17 protein-coding genes are annotated in these 15484 nt (G+C 68.1%); 3 read left to right on the top strand and 14 right to left on the bottom strand.

Translation table 11 applies throughout. The features are described from left to right. Positions 1-24: 24 nt before the first annotated feature. The 3 genes from ACVCMC_RS13905 to ACVCMC_RS13895 form a co-directional block, all read right to left on the bottom strand. Positions 25-1044 (bottom strand): YheT family hydrolase, encoded by a 1020-nt coding sequence (locus ACVCMC_RS13905; RefSeq protein WP_447097724.1) that lies wholly within the window; start codon positions 1042-1044, stop codon positions 25-27. Continuing rightward, positions 1041-1841: a lysophospholipid acyltransferase family protein gene (locus tag ACVCMC_RS13900; RefSeq protein WP_447097723.1), complete on the bottom strand. Its 801-nt coding sequence runs from the start codon at positions 1839-1841 to the stop codon at positions 1041-1043. The genes ACVCMC_RS13905 and ACVCMC_RS13900 overlap by 4 nt, the downstream gene beginning before the upstream one ends. Positions 1842-1908: 67 nt before the next feature. Further along, the gene (locus tag ACVCMC_RS13895) at positions 1909-2385 is read right to left on the bottom strand and encodes an Lrp/AsnC family transcriptional regulator (protein WP_136256685.1); all 477 of its coding nucleotides are present in this window, start codon (positions 2383-2385) and stop codon (positions 1909-1911) included. Positions 2386-2523: 138 nt separating this feature from the next. On the opposite strand from ACVCMC_RS13895, the gene phhA reads away from it, so the two are divergent. After that, positions 2524-3417: a phenylalanine 4-monooxygenase gene (gene phhA / locus ACVCMC_RS13890; protein ID WP_447097722.1), complete on the top strand. Its 894-nt coding sequence runs from the start codon at positions 2524-2526 to the stop codon at positions 3415-3417. A 153-nt stretch (positions 3418-3570) separates the two neighbouring features. Here the strand turns inward: phhA and ACVCMC_RS13885 are convergent, their stop codons facing one another. From ACVCMC_RS13885 to ACVCMC_RS13850, 8 genes are all read right to left on the bottom strand, one after another. Further along, the gene (locus ACVCMC_RS13885) at positions 3571-4263 is read right to left on the bottom strand and encodes an SGNH/GDSL hydrolase family protein (RefSeq protein WP_447097721.1); all 693 of its coding nucleotides are present in this window, start codon (positions 4261-4263) and stop codon (positions 3571-3573) included. Next, positions 4260-4994: an RES family NAD+ phosphorylase gene (locus ACVCMC_RS13880; protein ID WP_447097720.1), complete on the bottom strand. Its 735-nt coding sequence runs from the start codon at positions 4992-4994 to the stop codon at positions 4260-4262. The genes ACVCMC_RS13885 and ACVCMC_RS13880 overlap by 4 nt, the downstream gene beginning before the upstream one ends. Positions 4995-5140: 146 nt before the next feature. Further along, positions 5141-5545 (bottom strand): MbcA/ParS/Xre antitoxin family protein, encoded by a 405-nt coding sequence (locus ACVCMC_RS13875; protein WP_447097719.1) that lies wholly within the window; start codon positions 5543-5545, stop codon positions 5141-5143. A gap of 79 nt (positions 5546-5624) precedes the next feature. After that, complete coding sequence (locus tag ACVCMC_RS13870; RefSeq protein ID WP_447099505.1) at positions 5625-7427, bottom strand: DUF885 domain-containing protein; 1803 nt, start codon at positions 7425-7427, stop codon at positions 5625-5627. Between the two features lie 108 nt (positions 7428-7535). Next, a complete protein-coding gene (locus ACVCMC_RS13865) occupies positions 7536-8240 on the bottom strand; it encodes a helix-turn-helix transcriptional regulator (RefSeq protein ID WP_395120738.1) in 705 nt (234 codons plus the stop codon). 95 nt (positions 8241-8335) lie between these two features. Continuing rightward, the gene (locus ACVCMC_RS13860; RefSeq protein ID WP_447097718.1) at positions 8336-8965 is read right to left on the bottom strand and encodes a glutathione S-transferase family protein; all 630 of its coding nucleotides are present in this window, start codon (positions 8963-8965) and stop codon (positions 8336-8338) included. 35 nt (positions 8966-9000) lie between these two features. Next, complete coding sequence (locus tag ACVCMC_RS13855; RefSeq protein ID WP_447097717.1) at positions 9001-9228, bottom strand: hypothetical protein; 228 nt, start codon at positions 9226-9228, stop codon at positions 9001-9003. A 10-nt stretch (positions 9229-9238) separates the two neighbouring features. Further along, on the bottom strand, positions 9239-9847 hold the full coding sequence (locus tag ACVCMC_RS13850) for a DJ-1/PfpI family protein (RefSeq protein WP_447097716.1): 609 nt from the start codon (positions 9845-9847) through the stop codon (positions 9239-9241). Positions 9848-10091: 244 nt separating this feature from the next. Between ACVCMC_RS13850 and ACVCMC_RS13845 the strand changes: the two genes are divergently transcribed. Together ACVCMC_RS13845 and ACVCMC_RS13840 are read left to right on the top strand one after the other, a co-directional pair. Beyond that, complete coding sequence (locus ACVCMC_RS13845; protein ID WP_395120742.1) at positions 10092-11108, top strand: class 1 fructose-bisphosphatase; 1017 nt, start codon at positions 10092-10094, stop codon at positions 11106-11108. A gap of 195 nt (positions 11109-11303) precedes the next feature. After that, on the top strand, positions 11304-13364 hold the full coding sequence (locus ACVCMC_RS13840) for a prolyl oligopeptidase family serine peptidase (protein WP_447097715.1): 2061 nt from the start codon (positions 11304-11306) through the stop codon (positions 13362-13364). Between the two features lie 69 nt (positions 13365-13433). Here ACVCMC_RS13840 and ACVCMC_RS13835 read toward each other — a convergent pair whose 3' ends face one another. The 3 genes from ACVCMC_RS13835 to ACVCMC_RS13825 all read right to left on the bottom strand — a co-directional run bounded on the left by ACVCMC_RS13835 (position 13434) and on the right by ACVCMC_RS13825 (position 15376). Then, entirely contained in the window at positions 13434-13610 is a 177-nt protein-coding gene (locus tag ACVCMC_RS13835; RefSeq protein WP_447097714.1) for a hypothetical protein, read from the bottom strand. A 123-nt stretch (positions 13611-13733) separates the two neighbouring features. Continuing rightward, positions 13734-14072, bottom strand: coding sequence for a PRC-barrel domain-containing protein (locus ACVCMC_RS13830; protein ID WP_447097713.1), 339 nt, complete (start codon positions 14070-14072; stop codon positions 13734-13736). A 185-nt stretch (positions 14073-14257) separates the two neighbouring features. Further along, positions 14258-15376, bottom strand: coding sequence for a PA0069 family radical SAM protein (locus ACVCMC_RS13825; RefSeq protein WP_447097712.1), 1119 nt, complete (start codon positions 15374-15376; stop codon positions 14258-14260). Positions 15377-15484: the final 108 nt, after the last annotated feature.

The raw sequence follows: 15484 nt of genomic DNA, 5'->3' as shown, positions 1-15484 counted from the left end.
TCGCCCCCTTGCGCCGCCAGGTTCTCAGCCGATCGGCGACGTGCCGTCGGCCAGTGCGTTGAAGCGCGCCGCGATGTAGTCGTCGGTGTAGCTGACCATGTCGCCGCCGCGGATGAAGCCACAGTGGCCGCCGAAGTCGGCGATATCCAGCTCGACGTTGGGCGGCAGGCGCAGCTGCTCGAAGCTGTCGACCGGGATCACCGGATCGTCTTTCGCGGTGAGGATGGTGGCCGGGACCTGCATCGCCAGCATCGCGTCGCCGGCCACCGAATAGCCGTCCAGATATTGCTGCAGCGACTTGAAGTCCGTATGCCGCAGCACCAGCGCCTCGGTGAGCCCGCGCAGGTGCTTCTTCAACTCCGACATCTCGAAATACTGATGCTGCGGAAACGCCTTCTGCTTGAGCAGCAGCGAGTGCCGCCACTTGCGCATGAAGTACGCCTGATAGAACCACGGCGCCGTTTCCTCCAGCGAAAACAGGCCCACCGCCGGATCGATGATCGGGCACACCGCCAGCGCGTAACTGAGCGGAATACCCACGCGCGAAGTCTGCATCGCCGCGCGCAGGGCGAAGTTGCCGCCCAGCGAGAAGCCGGCCACCGCCATCGGCCGCGCGCCCCAGCGCGTGGCGATCTCGCCCAGCGCATGCACCACTTCGTCAAGCCGGCAGGAGTGGAACAGCGCCTCGTTGAGGCCGTGGCTGTCGCCGTGGTCGCGGAAGTTGAGCCGGAAGATGTCCCAGCCGTCGGCGAGCAGGCGACTGCCGGTCTGCAGCACATAAGTGGAATCGACGCTGCCTTCCCAGCCGTGGAACAGCACGGCCAGGCCGCGCGACTGCGGACGGGTCTTCTGCGCGGTGTAGGCGCCGCTCAGGCGCACGCCGCCGCCGCCGTCGAGCACCACCGGCTCGGCGCCCTGCAGCACGGTCTTCGCCGCACGCGGCAGCAGCAGGCGGCGCACGCCGCTGGAAGACAGCATGGTCTGGACATGGCCGCTGCGCAGGGGCCAGGGCGGGCGGAAATCCTTGCCCCGGGGCAGCGTCATGCAGAGCGGTCCGCCAGTGCGGCGGCGATGCGTTCGCGCGATTGCTCGGCCATGCGCCGGCGGCCCTCCGCGCTGGCCGGCACGGTGCCCAGGAAATGCACCTCGGCATCCATCGGCGGCTCGCCCAGCAGGCGCAGGAAGTTGGCCAGGAAGCTCTCGTGCTCGCGGAAGCCGGCGTCGATCACGCGGCGGCCGTCGCGGGCGAAGCGCAGCGCCACCGGCTGCACCGGCACTTCGGCTTCCAGCGCGGCTTGGAAGATGCGCGCGTGGAATACCTTGAGCACGCCGTTGTAGCCGCTACCGCCTTCAGGGAACACCGCCACCGAACGCCCCGCACGCAGGCGCTCGACCATCACCGCCATCACCGCGGCCAGCGAATGGTTGCTGCCGCGGCGGTGGAAGATGGTGCCGCCGTTGGCGGCCAGCCAGCCGACCAGCGGCCAGCCGGCGATCTCCGCCTTGGCCACGAAGCAGGCTGCGCGCTGGCTGTGCAGCAGCTCGATGTCGATCCACGAGGTGTGGTTGGCCACGAACAGCACCGGGTCCGGCAACGGCCGGCCCACGCGTACCGCGCGCAGGCCGAAGATGCGCATCAAGCCGATCGACCACCAGCGCACCAGCCGGTGCGGGAACGGCTCGCGACCGTCGCGCATCACGCGATCGCGGTTCCAGCTCATCACCAGGCCGGCCAGCAGGATCGCCAGCACGGCGTGCAGCAGCAGCAGCGGCACCCGCCACAGGTAGCGCAGCGGGCGCAGCAGGTCGCGTTCGGCGGGAGTGGCGGTGTCGAGGCTCATCAACGGGTCAGTTTAGCGTTAGTCGCCGGCCAGGGGAGACCGGCGCCGGACGTTTTCGCCGCGGTCGTCATCGCTGCAGGTGCTGCAGCGGCAGCGAGGGCGAACGCTTCACGGTGCGCAGCACGAAGCTGGAGTTCACGTCGGCCACCCCGCTGGCGTTGAGCAGGTGATCGAGCAGGAAGCGCGAGAAGTCCTTGAGGTCGGCGACGTAGACGTGCAGCAGGTAGTCCATGTCGCCGGTGAGCGCATGGCAGGCGACGACCTCGTGCCAGCCGTTGACCCGTTCCACGAAACGCTCCACCGCGGCGTGTTCGTGCTTGGCCAGTTGCACCCGCACGAACGCCTGCAGCCCCAGGCCCACCGCCTGCGGATCGACCTGGGCGGCGTAGCCGGTGATGATCTGCGCCGATTCCAGCCGCTGCAGCCGGCGCAGGCAGGCCGATGGCGACAGGTTGACCCGCTCGGCCAGCTCGGCATTGCTGATGCGGCCCTCGCCCTGCAGCACGGCGAGGATGCGCAGGTCGGTGCGGTCCAGCGTGGCCATGGCAAGATTCTCCGACGTTTGGCGTGATCCGAGCAAGAATAGTGCAACCATGGCGCTGCATCCGGCAACAAAACAAGCTTCGTGCCCGCCATTCGGCCTAAGCTGGCGGTTCGAACCCGCTGTCTCCGGAGACCCGCCATGGAAGCCCCCGCACCGCGCAAGATCGAACACCAGCAGACCGACCGCGGCTACGTGCCGGTTTACGCCACCGGCGTGGTCGAGCAGCCGTGGACGAGTTACAGCAAGACCGACCATGACGTGTGGGACACCTTGTTCAAGCGACAGCGCGAGCTGCTGCCCGGGCGCGCCTGTCGCGAATTCATGGAGGGCGTGGAGCGCTTCGGCCTCGGCGACGGCGGCATCCCGAAGTTCAGCGAGCTCAACGTGGTGCTTGGCGCCGCCACCGGCTGGCAGGTGGTGGCGGTGGAAGGCCTGCTGCCGGACGAGGTGTTCTTCGACCACCTGGCCAACCGGCGCTTCCCGGTCAGCTGGTGGATCAGGAAGCCCGACCAGCTCGACTACCTGAGCGAACCGGACCTGTTCCACGACCTGTTCGGCCACGTGCCGCTGCTGCTCAACCCGGTGTTCGCCGACTACATGCAGGCCTACGGCCGCGGCGGCATGAAGGCGTTCGCGATCGGCCCCGAGGCGCTGATGAACCTCACCCGGCTGTACTGGTACACGGTGGAGTTCGGCCTGATGAACACGCCCGAGGGCATGCGCATCTACGGCGCCGGCATCGTCAGCTCCAAGGGCGAGTCGATCTACTGCCTCGATTCGCCCTCGCCCAACCGCATCGGCTTCGGCCTGGAGCGCGTGATGAGCACGCGCTACCGCATCGACACCTACCAGCAGACCTACTTCGTGATCGACGACTTCGCGCAGCTGTTCGAGGCGACCCGGCCGGACTTCACGCCGATCTACGCCCGGCTGCACGACCAGCCGGCGCACGCCGCCGGCGACGTGCTGGACACGGACCGCGTGTTCACCCGCGGCGACCGGGTCGGCTGGGCGACCAACGCGGACACCTGAGCTCCCAACAAGAAGTCTCGACAGGCCTCCGTCGTTCCTGCGAAAGCAGAGGCGCTTTTCAACAGTCCGAAGGACTGGTCAATCCAGCGCCTTGATGGCCGATCCGCAAGGCACTGGACTCCGGCTTTCGCCGGGATGACGGGCCGTCGCGGGTCAATCGTGCGCGGCGGGTTTGCCGTGCGCCTCCACCCACGGCTTGAGCCGCTCGATCCACAGCGCGTAGCCGCGCCGGTTCATGTGCAGGCCGTCCGGCCCGAACCACTGCGGCTGCGGCTGGCCATCCTCGCCCAGCATCGGCGTGAACACGTCGACATAGGCCACGCCCCGCTGCGCCACCGCGTACTCGCGCACCAGCGCGTTAGCCGCGCGGATCTGCGGCAGAAGCTCGCGGCGCGCCATGCTGGGCTTGATCGCGATGAAGGCGATCGGCACGCCGGGGTCGAATGAGCGGACGCGGCGCACGAAGGCGGCGAAGTCGTCGCGCACGTGGGCCGGGCTGTCGCCATCTGCCAGGTCGTTGTCACCGGCATACATCACGATCGCGCGCGGGTGGTACGGCGCCACGAGGCGGTCGGCGAAGAAGGTGGCGTCGTCGATCTGCGAACCGCCGAAGCCGCGGTTGATCGTCGCCACGCCGGGGAAGTCCGCCGCCAGCGTCTTCCACAAGCGGATCGACGAGCTGCCGATGAACAGCACCGCGCCGCGCGGCGGCGGCGCGGCCCGGTCCGCGGCCTGGAACGCGGCGATGTCCGCCTGCCACTGCGCGTGATCGTTGGCGTGGTTGTCGCGCGCCAGCGCGGGCACGGCGCACAGGCACAGCAGCAGTATCGCGGCGATCCTGTTCACGGTGCACTGCCGTCAGCGGGGTTCGACCTTGCCGTGCCGACCGCCTGCGGCCGGCTCAGCTCCGAGACTTCCAGCACCTGCGCGATGCGCGAGCCGTCCCAGCGATAGACCAGGTGCTGCGACTGCACGCAGGGCGCGACCACGTCGGGCTGGAACGCGGCCAGGCATTCGCCGCCCGGGTGGCGGGCGCTGTCGTAGACGATGCCGTTGGAGCCGTCGTCGCGCAGCGTGCGCGCCAGCTTGACGCTGGCCACATAGGCATCCGGATCGTGCTCGGCCTTCCAGCCGCCGCGGATGTCGTGCAGGCGGCTGTCCACGCTGGTGCGGTAGCAGCGCATCTGGATGCTGCACGGCGGCTCGGCGGTGGCGGCGAGGAAGCGCTCGCGGTGGTACACGGTTTCCTCCACCGCGGTAGCCACGCTGTGCGCGGCGTAGAACACGCCCCACGTGCCGTCGGAGAAACGGCTGCCCTCCGGGTTGAGATGGGTGAACGCGGCCATCACCGGCGTGGAGCCGGGGCCGCTGATGCGGTGCTCCTTCGGCACCAGCTTCAGCGCATCGGCTTCCTCGCGCAGGCGCGGATTGGTCAGCGCCTCGACCGCGAACAGCGCGTCGATGTCGGCCGGGGCGGCGATGCGGTCGTACACGCCGACCGGCGGAAAGCGGCTGGGCACGATGCGGAAGGCGTGGCTCCAGCGGATGCGTTTGACGGGTGGCAACGAGGGCGGCATCGGTTTTCCGTGGACAGGCATCAACCCCGCAGGAGCGCACTTGTGCGCGATGCTTTTGTTTCAGGCCCAACGCGAAGAGCATCGCGCACAAGTGCGCTCCTGCGGGGGTATCGCAGCGTCGCGGATGGATGTATCGCGGGCTGCGATCAGCCGCGCTGCGCGTCCAGGTACTGGCGCACCACATACAGGTCGGCGACGTTGCCCGACAGCATGCGTTCGAGCGCGGAGTGGCCGCCGAACAGCGGGGCCGCGTTCGGCTTGTGCAGCCAGGCGTCGGCCTGGGCCGGGTCGGGAAACAGGATCTGCAGCGACTTCCAGATGCCGAGCAGGTAGCTGATGCGTTCGAGCGTGTCGCGGCCCGGGCTGCCGCCCTGCTCGCGCTTCCACTTGTAGAAGGTGGATTCGGGCGGGTCGCCGAGCAGGCGGCGCTGCTCGGCCGTGCGCAGCTGCCATGCCTCGGCGAGGCGGAAGAAGCCGCGCAAGGCGGGTGGTCCCAGGGTATCGGCGGGCGGCGCGTAACGCGGCGAGGCTTCGGCGAGGCGGGCGGTCATGGCGGTGACTCTCCCTGTGAAGTACGCCTCGATATTACTACATCCGTGAAGTTTCCTGTCCAGTCCGCCCGGGTTGCGTTCAGGCGCCGTCGCCGGTGCCCTTCGCCTTGGCGCAGTCGCAGCCGAAATCCGGTTCCGGGCCGCCGTCGGCAATGAAGTGGTCGATGCGCTTCTCCAGCACCGGTAGCGGCACCGAGCCGGTGGACAGCACGGTATCGTGGAAGTGGCGGAGGTCGAACTTTGCGCCCAGCGCCTGTTCCGCCTTTTCGCGCAGCTCGCGGATCTTCAGGTAGCCGAGCTCGTAGGACAGCGCCTGGCCGGGCCAGCTGATGTAGCGGTCGACCTCGTTGGCGATCTCGCGGTCGGACAGCGCGGTATTGCCGGTCAGGTAGTCGATCGCCTGCTGCCGCGTCCAGCCCAGGTGGTGGATGCCGGTATCGACCACCAGCCGGCACGCGCGCCACATCTGGTAGGTGAGGAAGCCGAACTTCTCGTAGGGCGTCTTGTAGATGCCCATCTCGTTGCCGAGGTATTCCGAATACAGGCCCCAGCCCTCGCCATAGGCGGAAATGTAGCCATTGCGGCGGAATGCCGGCTGGTCATGCCGCTCCTCGGCCAGTTCCAGTTGCAGCGCGTGGCCCGGATACGACTCGTGCAGGGTCAGCGCCGGCATGTTGTACAGCGGCCGCGAGGGCAGATCGTAGGTGTTGACCAGGTAGGCGTCGGCGCCGCCGCGGCCGGAGGTGTAGTACGGCGCGATGTCGGCCGGCACCGGCACGATGGCGAAGCGCGAACGCGGCAGATGGCCGAAGAACTTGGCCATCTGGCCGTCCACTTCCTTGGCCACCCACGCGCTCTTGTCGAGCAGCTCCTGCGGGGTCTTGGCGTAGAACCGCGGATCGCTGCGCAGGAAGGCCAGGAACGCGGGGAAATCACCCTTGAAGCCGGTGTCCTTCATCACCTCCAGCATCTGCGCGTGGATCTTCGCCACCTGCTCCAGGCCGATCTTGTGGATCGCGTCGGGGCTGAGGTCGAGCGTGGTGTACTCGCGGATCTGCTGGCGGTAGAACGCCTTGCCGTCGGGCAGCGCCTCGGCTGCCAGCGTGGTGCGCGCCTGCGGCACGTACTCGTCGCGGAAGAACTTCAGCAGCTTGGCATAGGCCGGGATCACGTCGTCGCGGATGTGCTGCAGCGCCTGGCCCTGCAGCGCCTGCGCCTGGTCGGCGGGGATCGTGGCGGGCAGCTGCTTGAACGGCTTGTAGAAGCTGCTCTGCGTGGGGTCTTTCAGATCCGCCACCGCCGCGATGGAGACGTCGCGGCCCTTGAGCACTTCGCGCGGCACGCTGAAGCCGCGTTTCAGGCCGAGGCGCATGTTGGCGATCTGCTGGTCGAAATAGGCCGGGATCTGGTCCAGCCGGTCGAGGTACTTGCGGTAGTCGTCGACACTGCGCAGGCGGTCGCCGCCGAGCTCGTAGCCGATGTCCGACCAGAACGCGGAGTCGCTGTTGAACGGCATCTGCCAGGCCTTGAACTTCTGGTCGGCCAGCAGGTTGCCGATCTGCACGTGGTAGACCTCGAAGTTGACCCGATTGCCCGGCGACAGCTGCGCCACGTCGATCGCGTCGAGCTGCGTCATCACGCGCTGCCAGTATTCCAGCCGCCGCTGCTGGCTGGCCGCGCCGACGTCATCGAGCCGGCCGCTGTCGCCGGCGTCCGCATTGCCGGGGTGGCCGCTGCGCCACGCCCATTCGGTGGTGTAGATGCGCTTGAACTGCGCATCCGCGCTGCCCGTGGCGGCGGCCGGCGCCGCCGTCGCCGACGCCATGGCGCACGCGCCGAACACCAGTGCCAGTGCGGCGAGGCGGGTGATCCTGGAGGTCATCTTCAACACGGGGCTCCTTGGCGGGCAATCGGCAGGCGGAGCGCGGCGCGATCCGGCGAACCCGTCAAGCCTAACGCGCCGACCGCAGCTTGAACACGGCGAACGCGTTCAGCGCAGCGCGAGCTGATCCACGCCCACCGCGCGCAGGTAGGCGGCCAGGCCGCGCTCGGCGACGTCGGCGAACACCTCGCCGGTGGGCGTGCCGGTGCCGATGCGGTCAGGACGGAAATTGCGGAAATCCCCGCGCAGCCGGCACCACGCGCCCAGCGTCCACTTGCCGCCCCAGAACGACAGGCACAGCGGCTCGACCTCGCGCACGCTGGACTGGCCGGCCTCGTCGCGATAGTCCAGCCGCAGCACCTGGTTGCCGACGATCGCCGCGTGCAGCTGGTCGATCAGCGCGGCGAAATCCTCGCGATGCTGGTCGCGCCAGACCGGGGCGAAGATGCGCGTGCTGCCGGCGCGCTCGCGCAGGTCCGGCGGCAGTACCGCCTCGATCTTCAGCAGCGCCGCCCGCGCGCTCTCGGCCAGGCGCACGCCGGCGAAGGCCTGCACGAAGCGCGAACCGACTACCAGGGCCTCGAGCTCGTCGGCGTTGAACATCAGCGGCGGGATGTCCGAACCCTTGCGCAGCACGTAGCCGACGCCGGCCTCGCCCTCGATCGGCACGCCGGACAGCTGCAGGTCGGCGACGTCGCGGTACACCGTGCGCAGCGACACGCCCAGGGTCTGCGCCAGCGCGCGGGCCTGCAGCGCGGTGCGCCGACCGCGCAGCGCATGGATGATGAGGAACAGGCGATCGGCACGGCGCATGCGTACATGATTACCGAGCCGGCGCGCGCCGGCCAGCGTCGGAGGTCACGGTCGCGGCGGCGCGAGCGCGGTGCCATCGCGGCCGTCCCGGCGGATCACGCCGACTGCGCCGCCACCAGCGCGGCATCGGCGGCGGCGGCACGCTGCATCGCCGGGCGCGCCAGCACGCGGTCGATGTAGGCGCGGATCACCGGCAGCTCGGGCACCAGCTTGAACGTCACCGTCCAGTTCAGCGCCGTGCCCCACAGCACATCGGCGGCGCTGAAGGTGTCGCCCAGCAGGTACGGGCCGCGTTCGAGCTGGTCGGTCAGCGTCTTCAGCATGGTGTCGTAATCGCCGTAGGGACAGGTGGAGGGCGCGGCGGGTTCGCGCTGCATCGACTTGTCGATCACCGCCGGCTCGAAGCACGAGCCGTAATAGACCAGCCAGCGCAGATACGGCCCGCGCAGCGGGTCGCCGAGCGGCGGCGCCAGCCCGGCTTCGGGGTAGAGATCGGCCAGGTACAGGAACACCGCCGGCTGCTCGGTGACCAGCGCCTCGCCGTGGCGGATCGCCGGCACCTTGCCCATCGGGTTGATCGCCAGGTACTCCGGCTTGCGCGTGTCACCGGTTTTCAGGTTGAGCGCGCGCAGGTCGTAGTCGGCGCCGAGCTCCTCGAGCAGGGCGCGGGTGCCGCCGGAGCGGCTCTGCGGCGCGTGGAAGAAGGTGACGCGTGGGTGATCCATGGAATGGACTCCTTGCCAGGGGATGATGGTGCGGCTCAGCGATGCTGTCCCGCGGACATCCGGCCACCGCGGCGGCCGCCCGAACCAAGCGGGCGGAGAACAAGCTGGAACAACGTGGCCAGCAGGGCACGCCGGGTGCGTGGGGCCGTACCGGCGATCGGCGGCGGATCGGCCTTCGGCAACCGGTACTGGCCATCCAGCAGCAAGCCATGCAGATACAGCGGGCGATACGCCCTCTCGATGCGTTGCAGGATCGTGCTCATGTCGCCCTCCTCAGGCCGCCACCGCTTCGCCGACGCACCAGGGCGGAAGTTGCGCGTGCTTGAACAGGCGATACCAGTCGGCGCGGTCGGTGGCGCTGTACAGGTCCAGCGTGTGGATCACCTCGCGGGCGAACTCGATGCAGCCCAGGTGGCTGGCGCTGATCACGCCGTCGTCGCTGACCGCCAGCACCTCGGCGTCGAACTGCTCCGTGCCGCGATAGCCCGGCACCTGCGCGGCCAGCTGGCCGGCCCAGTTGCCGGTGTGCCGGCGCTGGTCGAGCAATCCGCTGCGGGCCAGCGCCAGCACGCCGCTGTCGATGCCGGCCACCGGCGCGCCGGCGGCATGCACGCGGCCGATCAGCTCCACCGCCGCATGCCCTTCGTCGCGCAGCCACAAATGGCCGCCGGGCACGATCAGCAACGCCGCCCGCGCCAGCTCGACCTCTTCCAGGGCGAGGTCGGGCTTCACCGCCAGGCCGCCCATCGAGGTCACCATGGCCCGCGAGAAACCCACGGTGCGCACCTCCCAGTCGCCGGGGCGACGGATCTCGCACAGTGCCAGCGCCGCCTGCCAGTCGGCAAAACCGTCGAACACCACGAAATAGACCGTGTCGCGCATGTCGTATCCCTCCGTCTTGGAGGTACAGCTTGGCGACCCCCTGCTGCCAACGTGTTGTCAGCAGGCCGGGAATAGGGAATAGGGAATAGGGAATAGGGAATCGGAAAAACATCGCCCGCAGCAGCTGAGGAGCAGGAAGCTTCGAGCTTGGCGAGTCCAGCTCTTCCTATTCCCTATTCCCTATTCCCGATTCCCAGCTCCTCACAAATGCGACAATAAGCGTCTCCCACGCCATGGACCCGACATGAAACCCGTCTCGCTGATCCAGTTCCTGATCGAGGAACGCCGCGCCGGCCACATCAACGCCGAACTTTCGCTGCTGATCGAGGTGGTCGCGCGCGCCTGCAAGCGCATCGCGGTGGCGACCAGCAAGGGCGCGCTGGGCGGCGTGCTGGGCGAGGCCGGCACCGGCAACATCCAGGGCGAGGCGCAGAAGAAGCTGGACGTGATCTCCAACGAGATCCTGCTGGAGGCGAACGCCTGGGGCGGCCACCTGGCCGCCTGCGCCTCGGAGGAGATGGAAGACCCGCAGCAGATTCCGGACGGCTATCCCAAGGGCCAGCACCTGCTGCTGTTCGACCCGCTGGACGGCAGCTCCAACATCGACGTCAACATTTCCGTCGGCACGATCTTCTCGGTGCTGCGCTGCCCGGACGGCGTCACCGAACCGAAGGCCGAACACTTCCTGCAGCCGGGCACCACCCAGCTCGCCGCCGGCTACGTGGTGTACGGCCCGGCCACCGTGCTGGTGCTGACCTTCGGCCACGGCACCCACGAGTTCACCCTGGACCGCGAAGTGGGCAGCTTCATCCTCAGCCGCCGGAATATCCGCATTCCCGGGCAGGCCACCGAATTCGCCATCAACATGTCCAACCAGCGCCACTGGCAGCCGCCGATGCAGCGTTATATCGGCGAACTGCTGGCCGGCAAGACCGGGCCGCGCGGCAAGGATTTCAACATGCGCTGGGTGGCCTCGATGGTCGCCGACGTGCACCGCATCGTGACCCGCGGCGGCGTGTTCTATTACCCGCTGGACGCGAAGATCGAGAAGCAGGGCGGCAAGCTGCGCATCATGTACGAGGCCAATCCGATGGCCTTCATCATCGAGCAGGCCGGCGGCGCAGCCACCACCGGCCGCCAGCGCATCATGGAGGTGCAACCGACCGGCCTGCACCAGCGCGTGCCGGTGTTCCTGGGTTCGAAGGAAGAAGTCGAACTGGCCACGCGCTACCACCTGGAAGCCGAAGGCGCGCAGGCCTGACGCCTTCGCTCCCTCCCCTGCCAAGGCCGGGGAGGGCTGGTGGGGGCCCGCCCTGATCTTCCTCCAGCCGCGCCTCGCTCCCCGGGGGATGCGCCAATCCGGCCCCGGCACGGGGCACGCTGCGCGCGCCTTCCCTACTTGGCGCACGCCACAGCGGGTTGTAGGTTTGACGGATTCCCCCGGCCGGAACCTCTCATGCCCAAGCGCACGCACCTGATCGCTCCCCTTTCGCTGCTGTGCCTGGCGCTGGCGCCCAACGCCTTCGCCGACGCGCCCACGGTGGACCCGCGCATCGAGCAGGTGCTGACCGAACTGGGCAAGGCGCAGTCGATCCAGGCCACCGCGATCTCGCCGGACGGACGGCAGCTCGCTTGGGTGATCCGGCGCGACGACAAGCCGGCGATCGAGGTGGCCAACGCCGACGGCAGCCATGCGCGCCGCGTGAGTGCGGCGGCCACACCGGGCAGCTGCGCCGAATCCGGCATCGCGTGGGCGCCGGACTCGCGCCACCTCGCCTTCGTCTCCAACTGCAACGTCGACCTCACCAGCACCCGGGTGATGCAGAACGACATCTACCTGGCCGACACCCGCGGCAGCACCGCACCGGCGCGGCTGGCCGCGCTGAAAGGCTACGTGCGCGCGCTGCAGTGGACCGACGACGGCAAGTCGCTCGGCTTCCTCTATGTCGCAGGCGCCACCCGCCACGCCAGCGCGGTGGCCGCGGCCAAGCGGCCCGCCGGCGAGATCGGCGTCAGCGGCATCGAGGTGCAACGCGTGGCCAGCCTCGACGTCGCCAGCGGCGCGCTGCATGAGCTGACGCCCGCCGGCATGTACGCCTACGAGTTCGACTGGTCGCCGGACGGCTCGCGCATCGCCTATACCGCCGCGCCGCCGCCGGGCGACAACAACTGGTGGATCGCCAGGCTCTACGTGCAGCCCGCACAGGTCGATGCCGCCGCCACCGTGCTGGTCGATCCGGCCGACACCGCCAGCGGCTCGCTGCACGGGCTGCAGATCGCGCTGCCGCGCTGGTCGCCGGATGCCTCGCGGATCGCCTTCATCGGCGGCCTGATGAGCGACCAGGGCGCCACCGGCGGCGACATCTACGCGGTGCCCGCCGCCGGTGGCACGCTGGTCGACCTCACGCCCGGCATCAAGGTCACGCCGAGCTGGCTACGCTGGACGTCGCCGCGCGCGATGCTGGTCAGCCAGGTCAGCAACGGCCAGAGCCAGCTGGCCGATTACACGGTGTCCGCCACGCGTGCACAGCAGCAGCGCGTGCACTTCACCGTGCCGGCCAGCATCGGCGATGGCAGCGCGTCGATGGCGATGTCGCTGTCCGCCGACCTCAGGCACGTCGCCTTCCTGCAGAGCTCGTACGCCAGCGCCAGCGAAGTGCACGCCGGCGCGCTGGGCAACACCGCGCCGCCGGCGGTGACCTCGTTCAACGCCGGGCTCAAGCCGGCCTGGGGCAAGGCCGAGTCGGTGGAGTGGAACAACGAGGGCTTCCACGTGCAGGGCTGGCTGCTGTACCCGGCCCACTACGATCCGAAGAAAACCTATCCGATGGTGGTGGTGGTGCACGGCGGCCCGTCGAGCGCGGTGATCCCGCGCTGGCCGGGGGTGGGCTACGGCGCCGCGCCGCTGTCTGCGCTGGGCTATTTCGTGTTCCAGCCGAATCCGCGCGGCAGCTTCGGCCAGGGCGAGAAATACGTGCAGGCCAACCGCAAGGATTTCGGCCATGGCGACCTGCGCGACGTCCTTGCCGGCGTTGATGCAGTGGAGAAAATCGTACCGGTTGATGACCAGCGGCTCGGCCTCACCGGCTGGAGCTACGGCGGTTTCATGAGCATGTTCGCGCCGACCCAGACCCAGCGCTTCCGCGCCGTGGTGGCGGGCGCCGGCATCTCGAACTGGCAGAGCTATTACGGCCAGAACCTGATCGACCAGTGGATGCCGCCGTTCTTCGGCGCCACCGTCTACGACGATCCGGCGGTCTATGCCAAGAGCTCGCCGATCAACTTCATCAAGCAGGTGAAAACGCCGATGCTGATCGTGGTCGGCGACCGCGACGCGGAGTGCCCCGCGCCGCAATCGTTCGAGATGTGGCACGCCCTGCGCGCCCAGGGCGTGCCCACCTCACTGGTGGTGTATCCCGATGAAGGCCATCACTTCGTCGACCCGGCGCACCAACGCGACGTGCTGCAGCGTGCGCTGGAATGGTTCAACAGGTACCTGCCGGCCGGCCAGTCGTGATCGATGCTCCCTGGCTGACATCGGCCCGACCTTCAGCGCATGGGCCCCTCCCGGCCCCATGCGCTGGTGTCACTCCGGTGGATCCCTGCGGCGGGTTTTGGTGACCGCGCCGAGGATGCCGGCACCGAGCAATACCACGGCACCGCCAACAATCCACTCGACAGGCACGTGCACCAGCGTAGCGATGTAGGCAAGTCCGCCAATGACAACGATCATGCCAATAAGGTAAAGCGCGAATGAGGACATTGATGACTCCTGTGCAAGACGGTGCACCCGATCAACGTGGTGACCATTCCGCACAGTGCAGCCCATTCGTCCTCACAAGCGCGTGAAGAGCCGGCGGCGAGCCATCCCCCCGGCGCTCCTTGCTCAGCGGTAGTAGCCGCGCAGCTCGTCGGCAAATGCCGGCTCGGCGAAGTTCGGCCAGTGTTCCTTGTCGAAGCCCGGTGCATCCTTGAGCCGCTCCTTGCCGACATTGAGGACAAGACATTTGTTCTCTGCGTCGACGGCCAACGCTTCCCACGGCACCGCAAACAGCTTGTCACCCATGCCAAGGATGCCGCCGAAGGAGAGCACGGCATAGGCAACCTTGCCGGAAGTGGTGTCGATCATGATGTCCTTGAGGTCTCCCAGCGAGTCACCCTGAGGGTTCTTGATGGCGTCGCCGGAAAGGGTGGACGCGGAGAGAAAGCGGGGTGAAGTGGCCATGCGGGATTTCCTCGGGAGCGCACCATGGCATTGGCAACAGTGCTGTGGGGGAGTTGGAAGCCTGCATGGTCAGGCGTGAATCTTCGGTGCCCCCCCGGGTGGACTGCGTGCAACGGGCGTCTAACAAGGTCGTCCGCAAGCCGCCTGCAGACCCGAATCACACAAGCCGATCCGAATGAACGACGTCAGAACAACTCGCCCTGCGGCGACGCCTTGCGCGGCGGGACGAAGCGCGTGATGTCGAGGGTGAGTCCGCGCGCGCGAGCGAAACCGTGCTTGCGGCATGCCACTTCGAAGCGGCGACGCAGCAGTTCGGCGAACACGCCGGAACCACGCATGCGGGTGGCGAAGTTGCTGTCGTAGTCACGCCCGCCGTTCATCTGCTGCACCAGGCTCATTACATGCGCGGCACGCTGCGGAGCGTGCAACGCCAACCAATCCCGGAACAGCGCTTTCAGCTCGTACGGCAGGCGCAAGGTGGTGTAACCGGCGCAGTCCGCGCCCGCCTCGGCCGCGCGCGCCATCACCGCTTCCATGTCCATGTCATTCAGGGCCGGAATGATCGGCGCCACCAGCACGCCGACCGGAACCCCCGCTTCGGCCAGGGTATGGATGGCCTTGATCCGGCGATGCGGTGCACTGGCGCGTGGCTCGAGTTTTGCGGCCAACCGGTTGTCCAGCGAATTGACCGACACGAATACCTGCACCAGCTTCTCACGTGCCATCGGCACCAGCAGATCGAGATCGCGTTCGACCATGGCGTTCTTGGTGACGATGGTGCATGGATGGTGGCAATCGGCCAGCAGTTCCAGCGCGGCACGGGTCAGGCGCCAGCGCTTTTCGATCGGTTGGTAGGGATCGGTATTGCTGCCGATGTTGATCGGACTGACCACGTAGCCGGGCTTGCCCAGCTCAGACCGCAGCACCTCGGCCAGGTTGCCCTTGGCACGCAACTTTGTCTCGAAGTCGAGGCCGGGCGACAGGTTGAGATAACTGTGCGAAGGGCGTGCAAAACAATAGATGCATCCGTGTTCGCAACCACGATACGGATTGATTGCCTGACTGAATGCAATGTCTGGCGAATCGTTGCGGCTGATCACGCTGAGCGCCCGCTCTTCGCTCACTTCGGTGCATGGACGCGGCGAGTCCTCATCCAGCAAGGTGCTTTGCCAGCCGTCGTCCTCGGCCTGATGGTGGATGCTTTCAAAACGGCCTTCGGGATTGGAGGCGGCACCACGGCCTTTGTGTGGTCGGGTCACGGCGAGCTGCTCCGGTGGCGTCGGTGCGGGTGGCGAAGCGGTCATGCGTGCAGTGTCGTCGGTCGTGATCTCAGCCGTCGCGACATTCCCGCTCAGCCGACCGGGTCAACTTGCTGGCTCGGCCACCATCGTCTTGCGCATCAGGTAGTTCTC

The sequence above is a fragment of the Rhodanobacter sp. UC4452_H20 genome, from assembly GCF_052978205.1.
The sequence above is the reverse complement of the archived record's forward strand: the minus strand, read 5'-3'. Positions and strand labels throughout refer to the sequence as shown.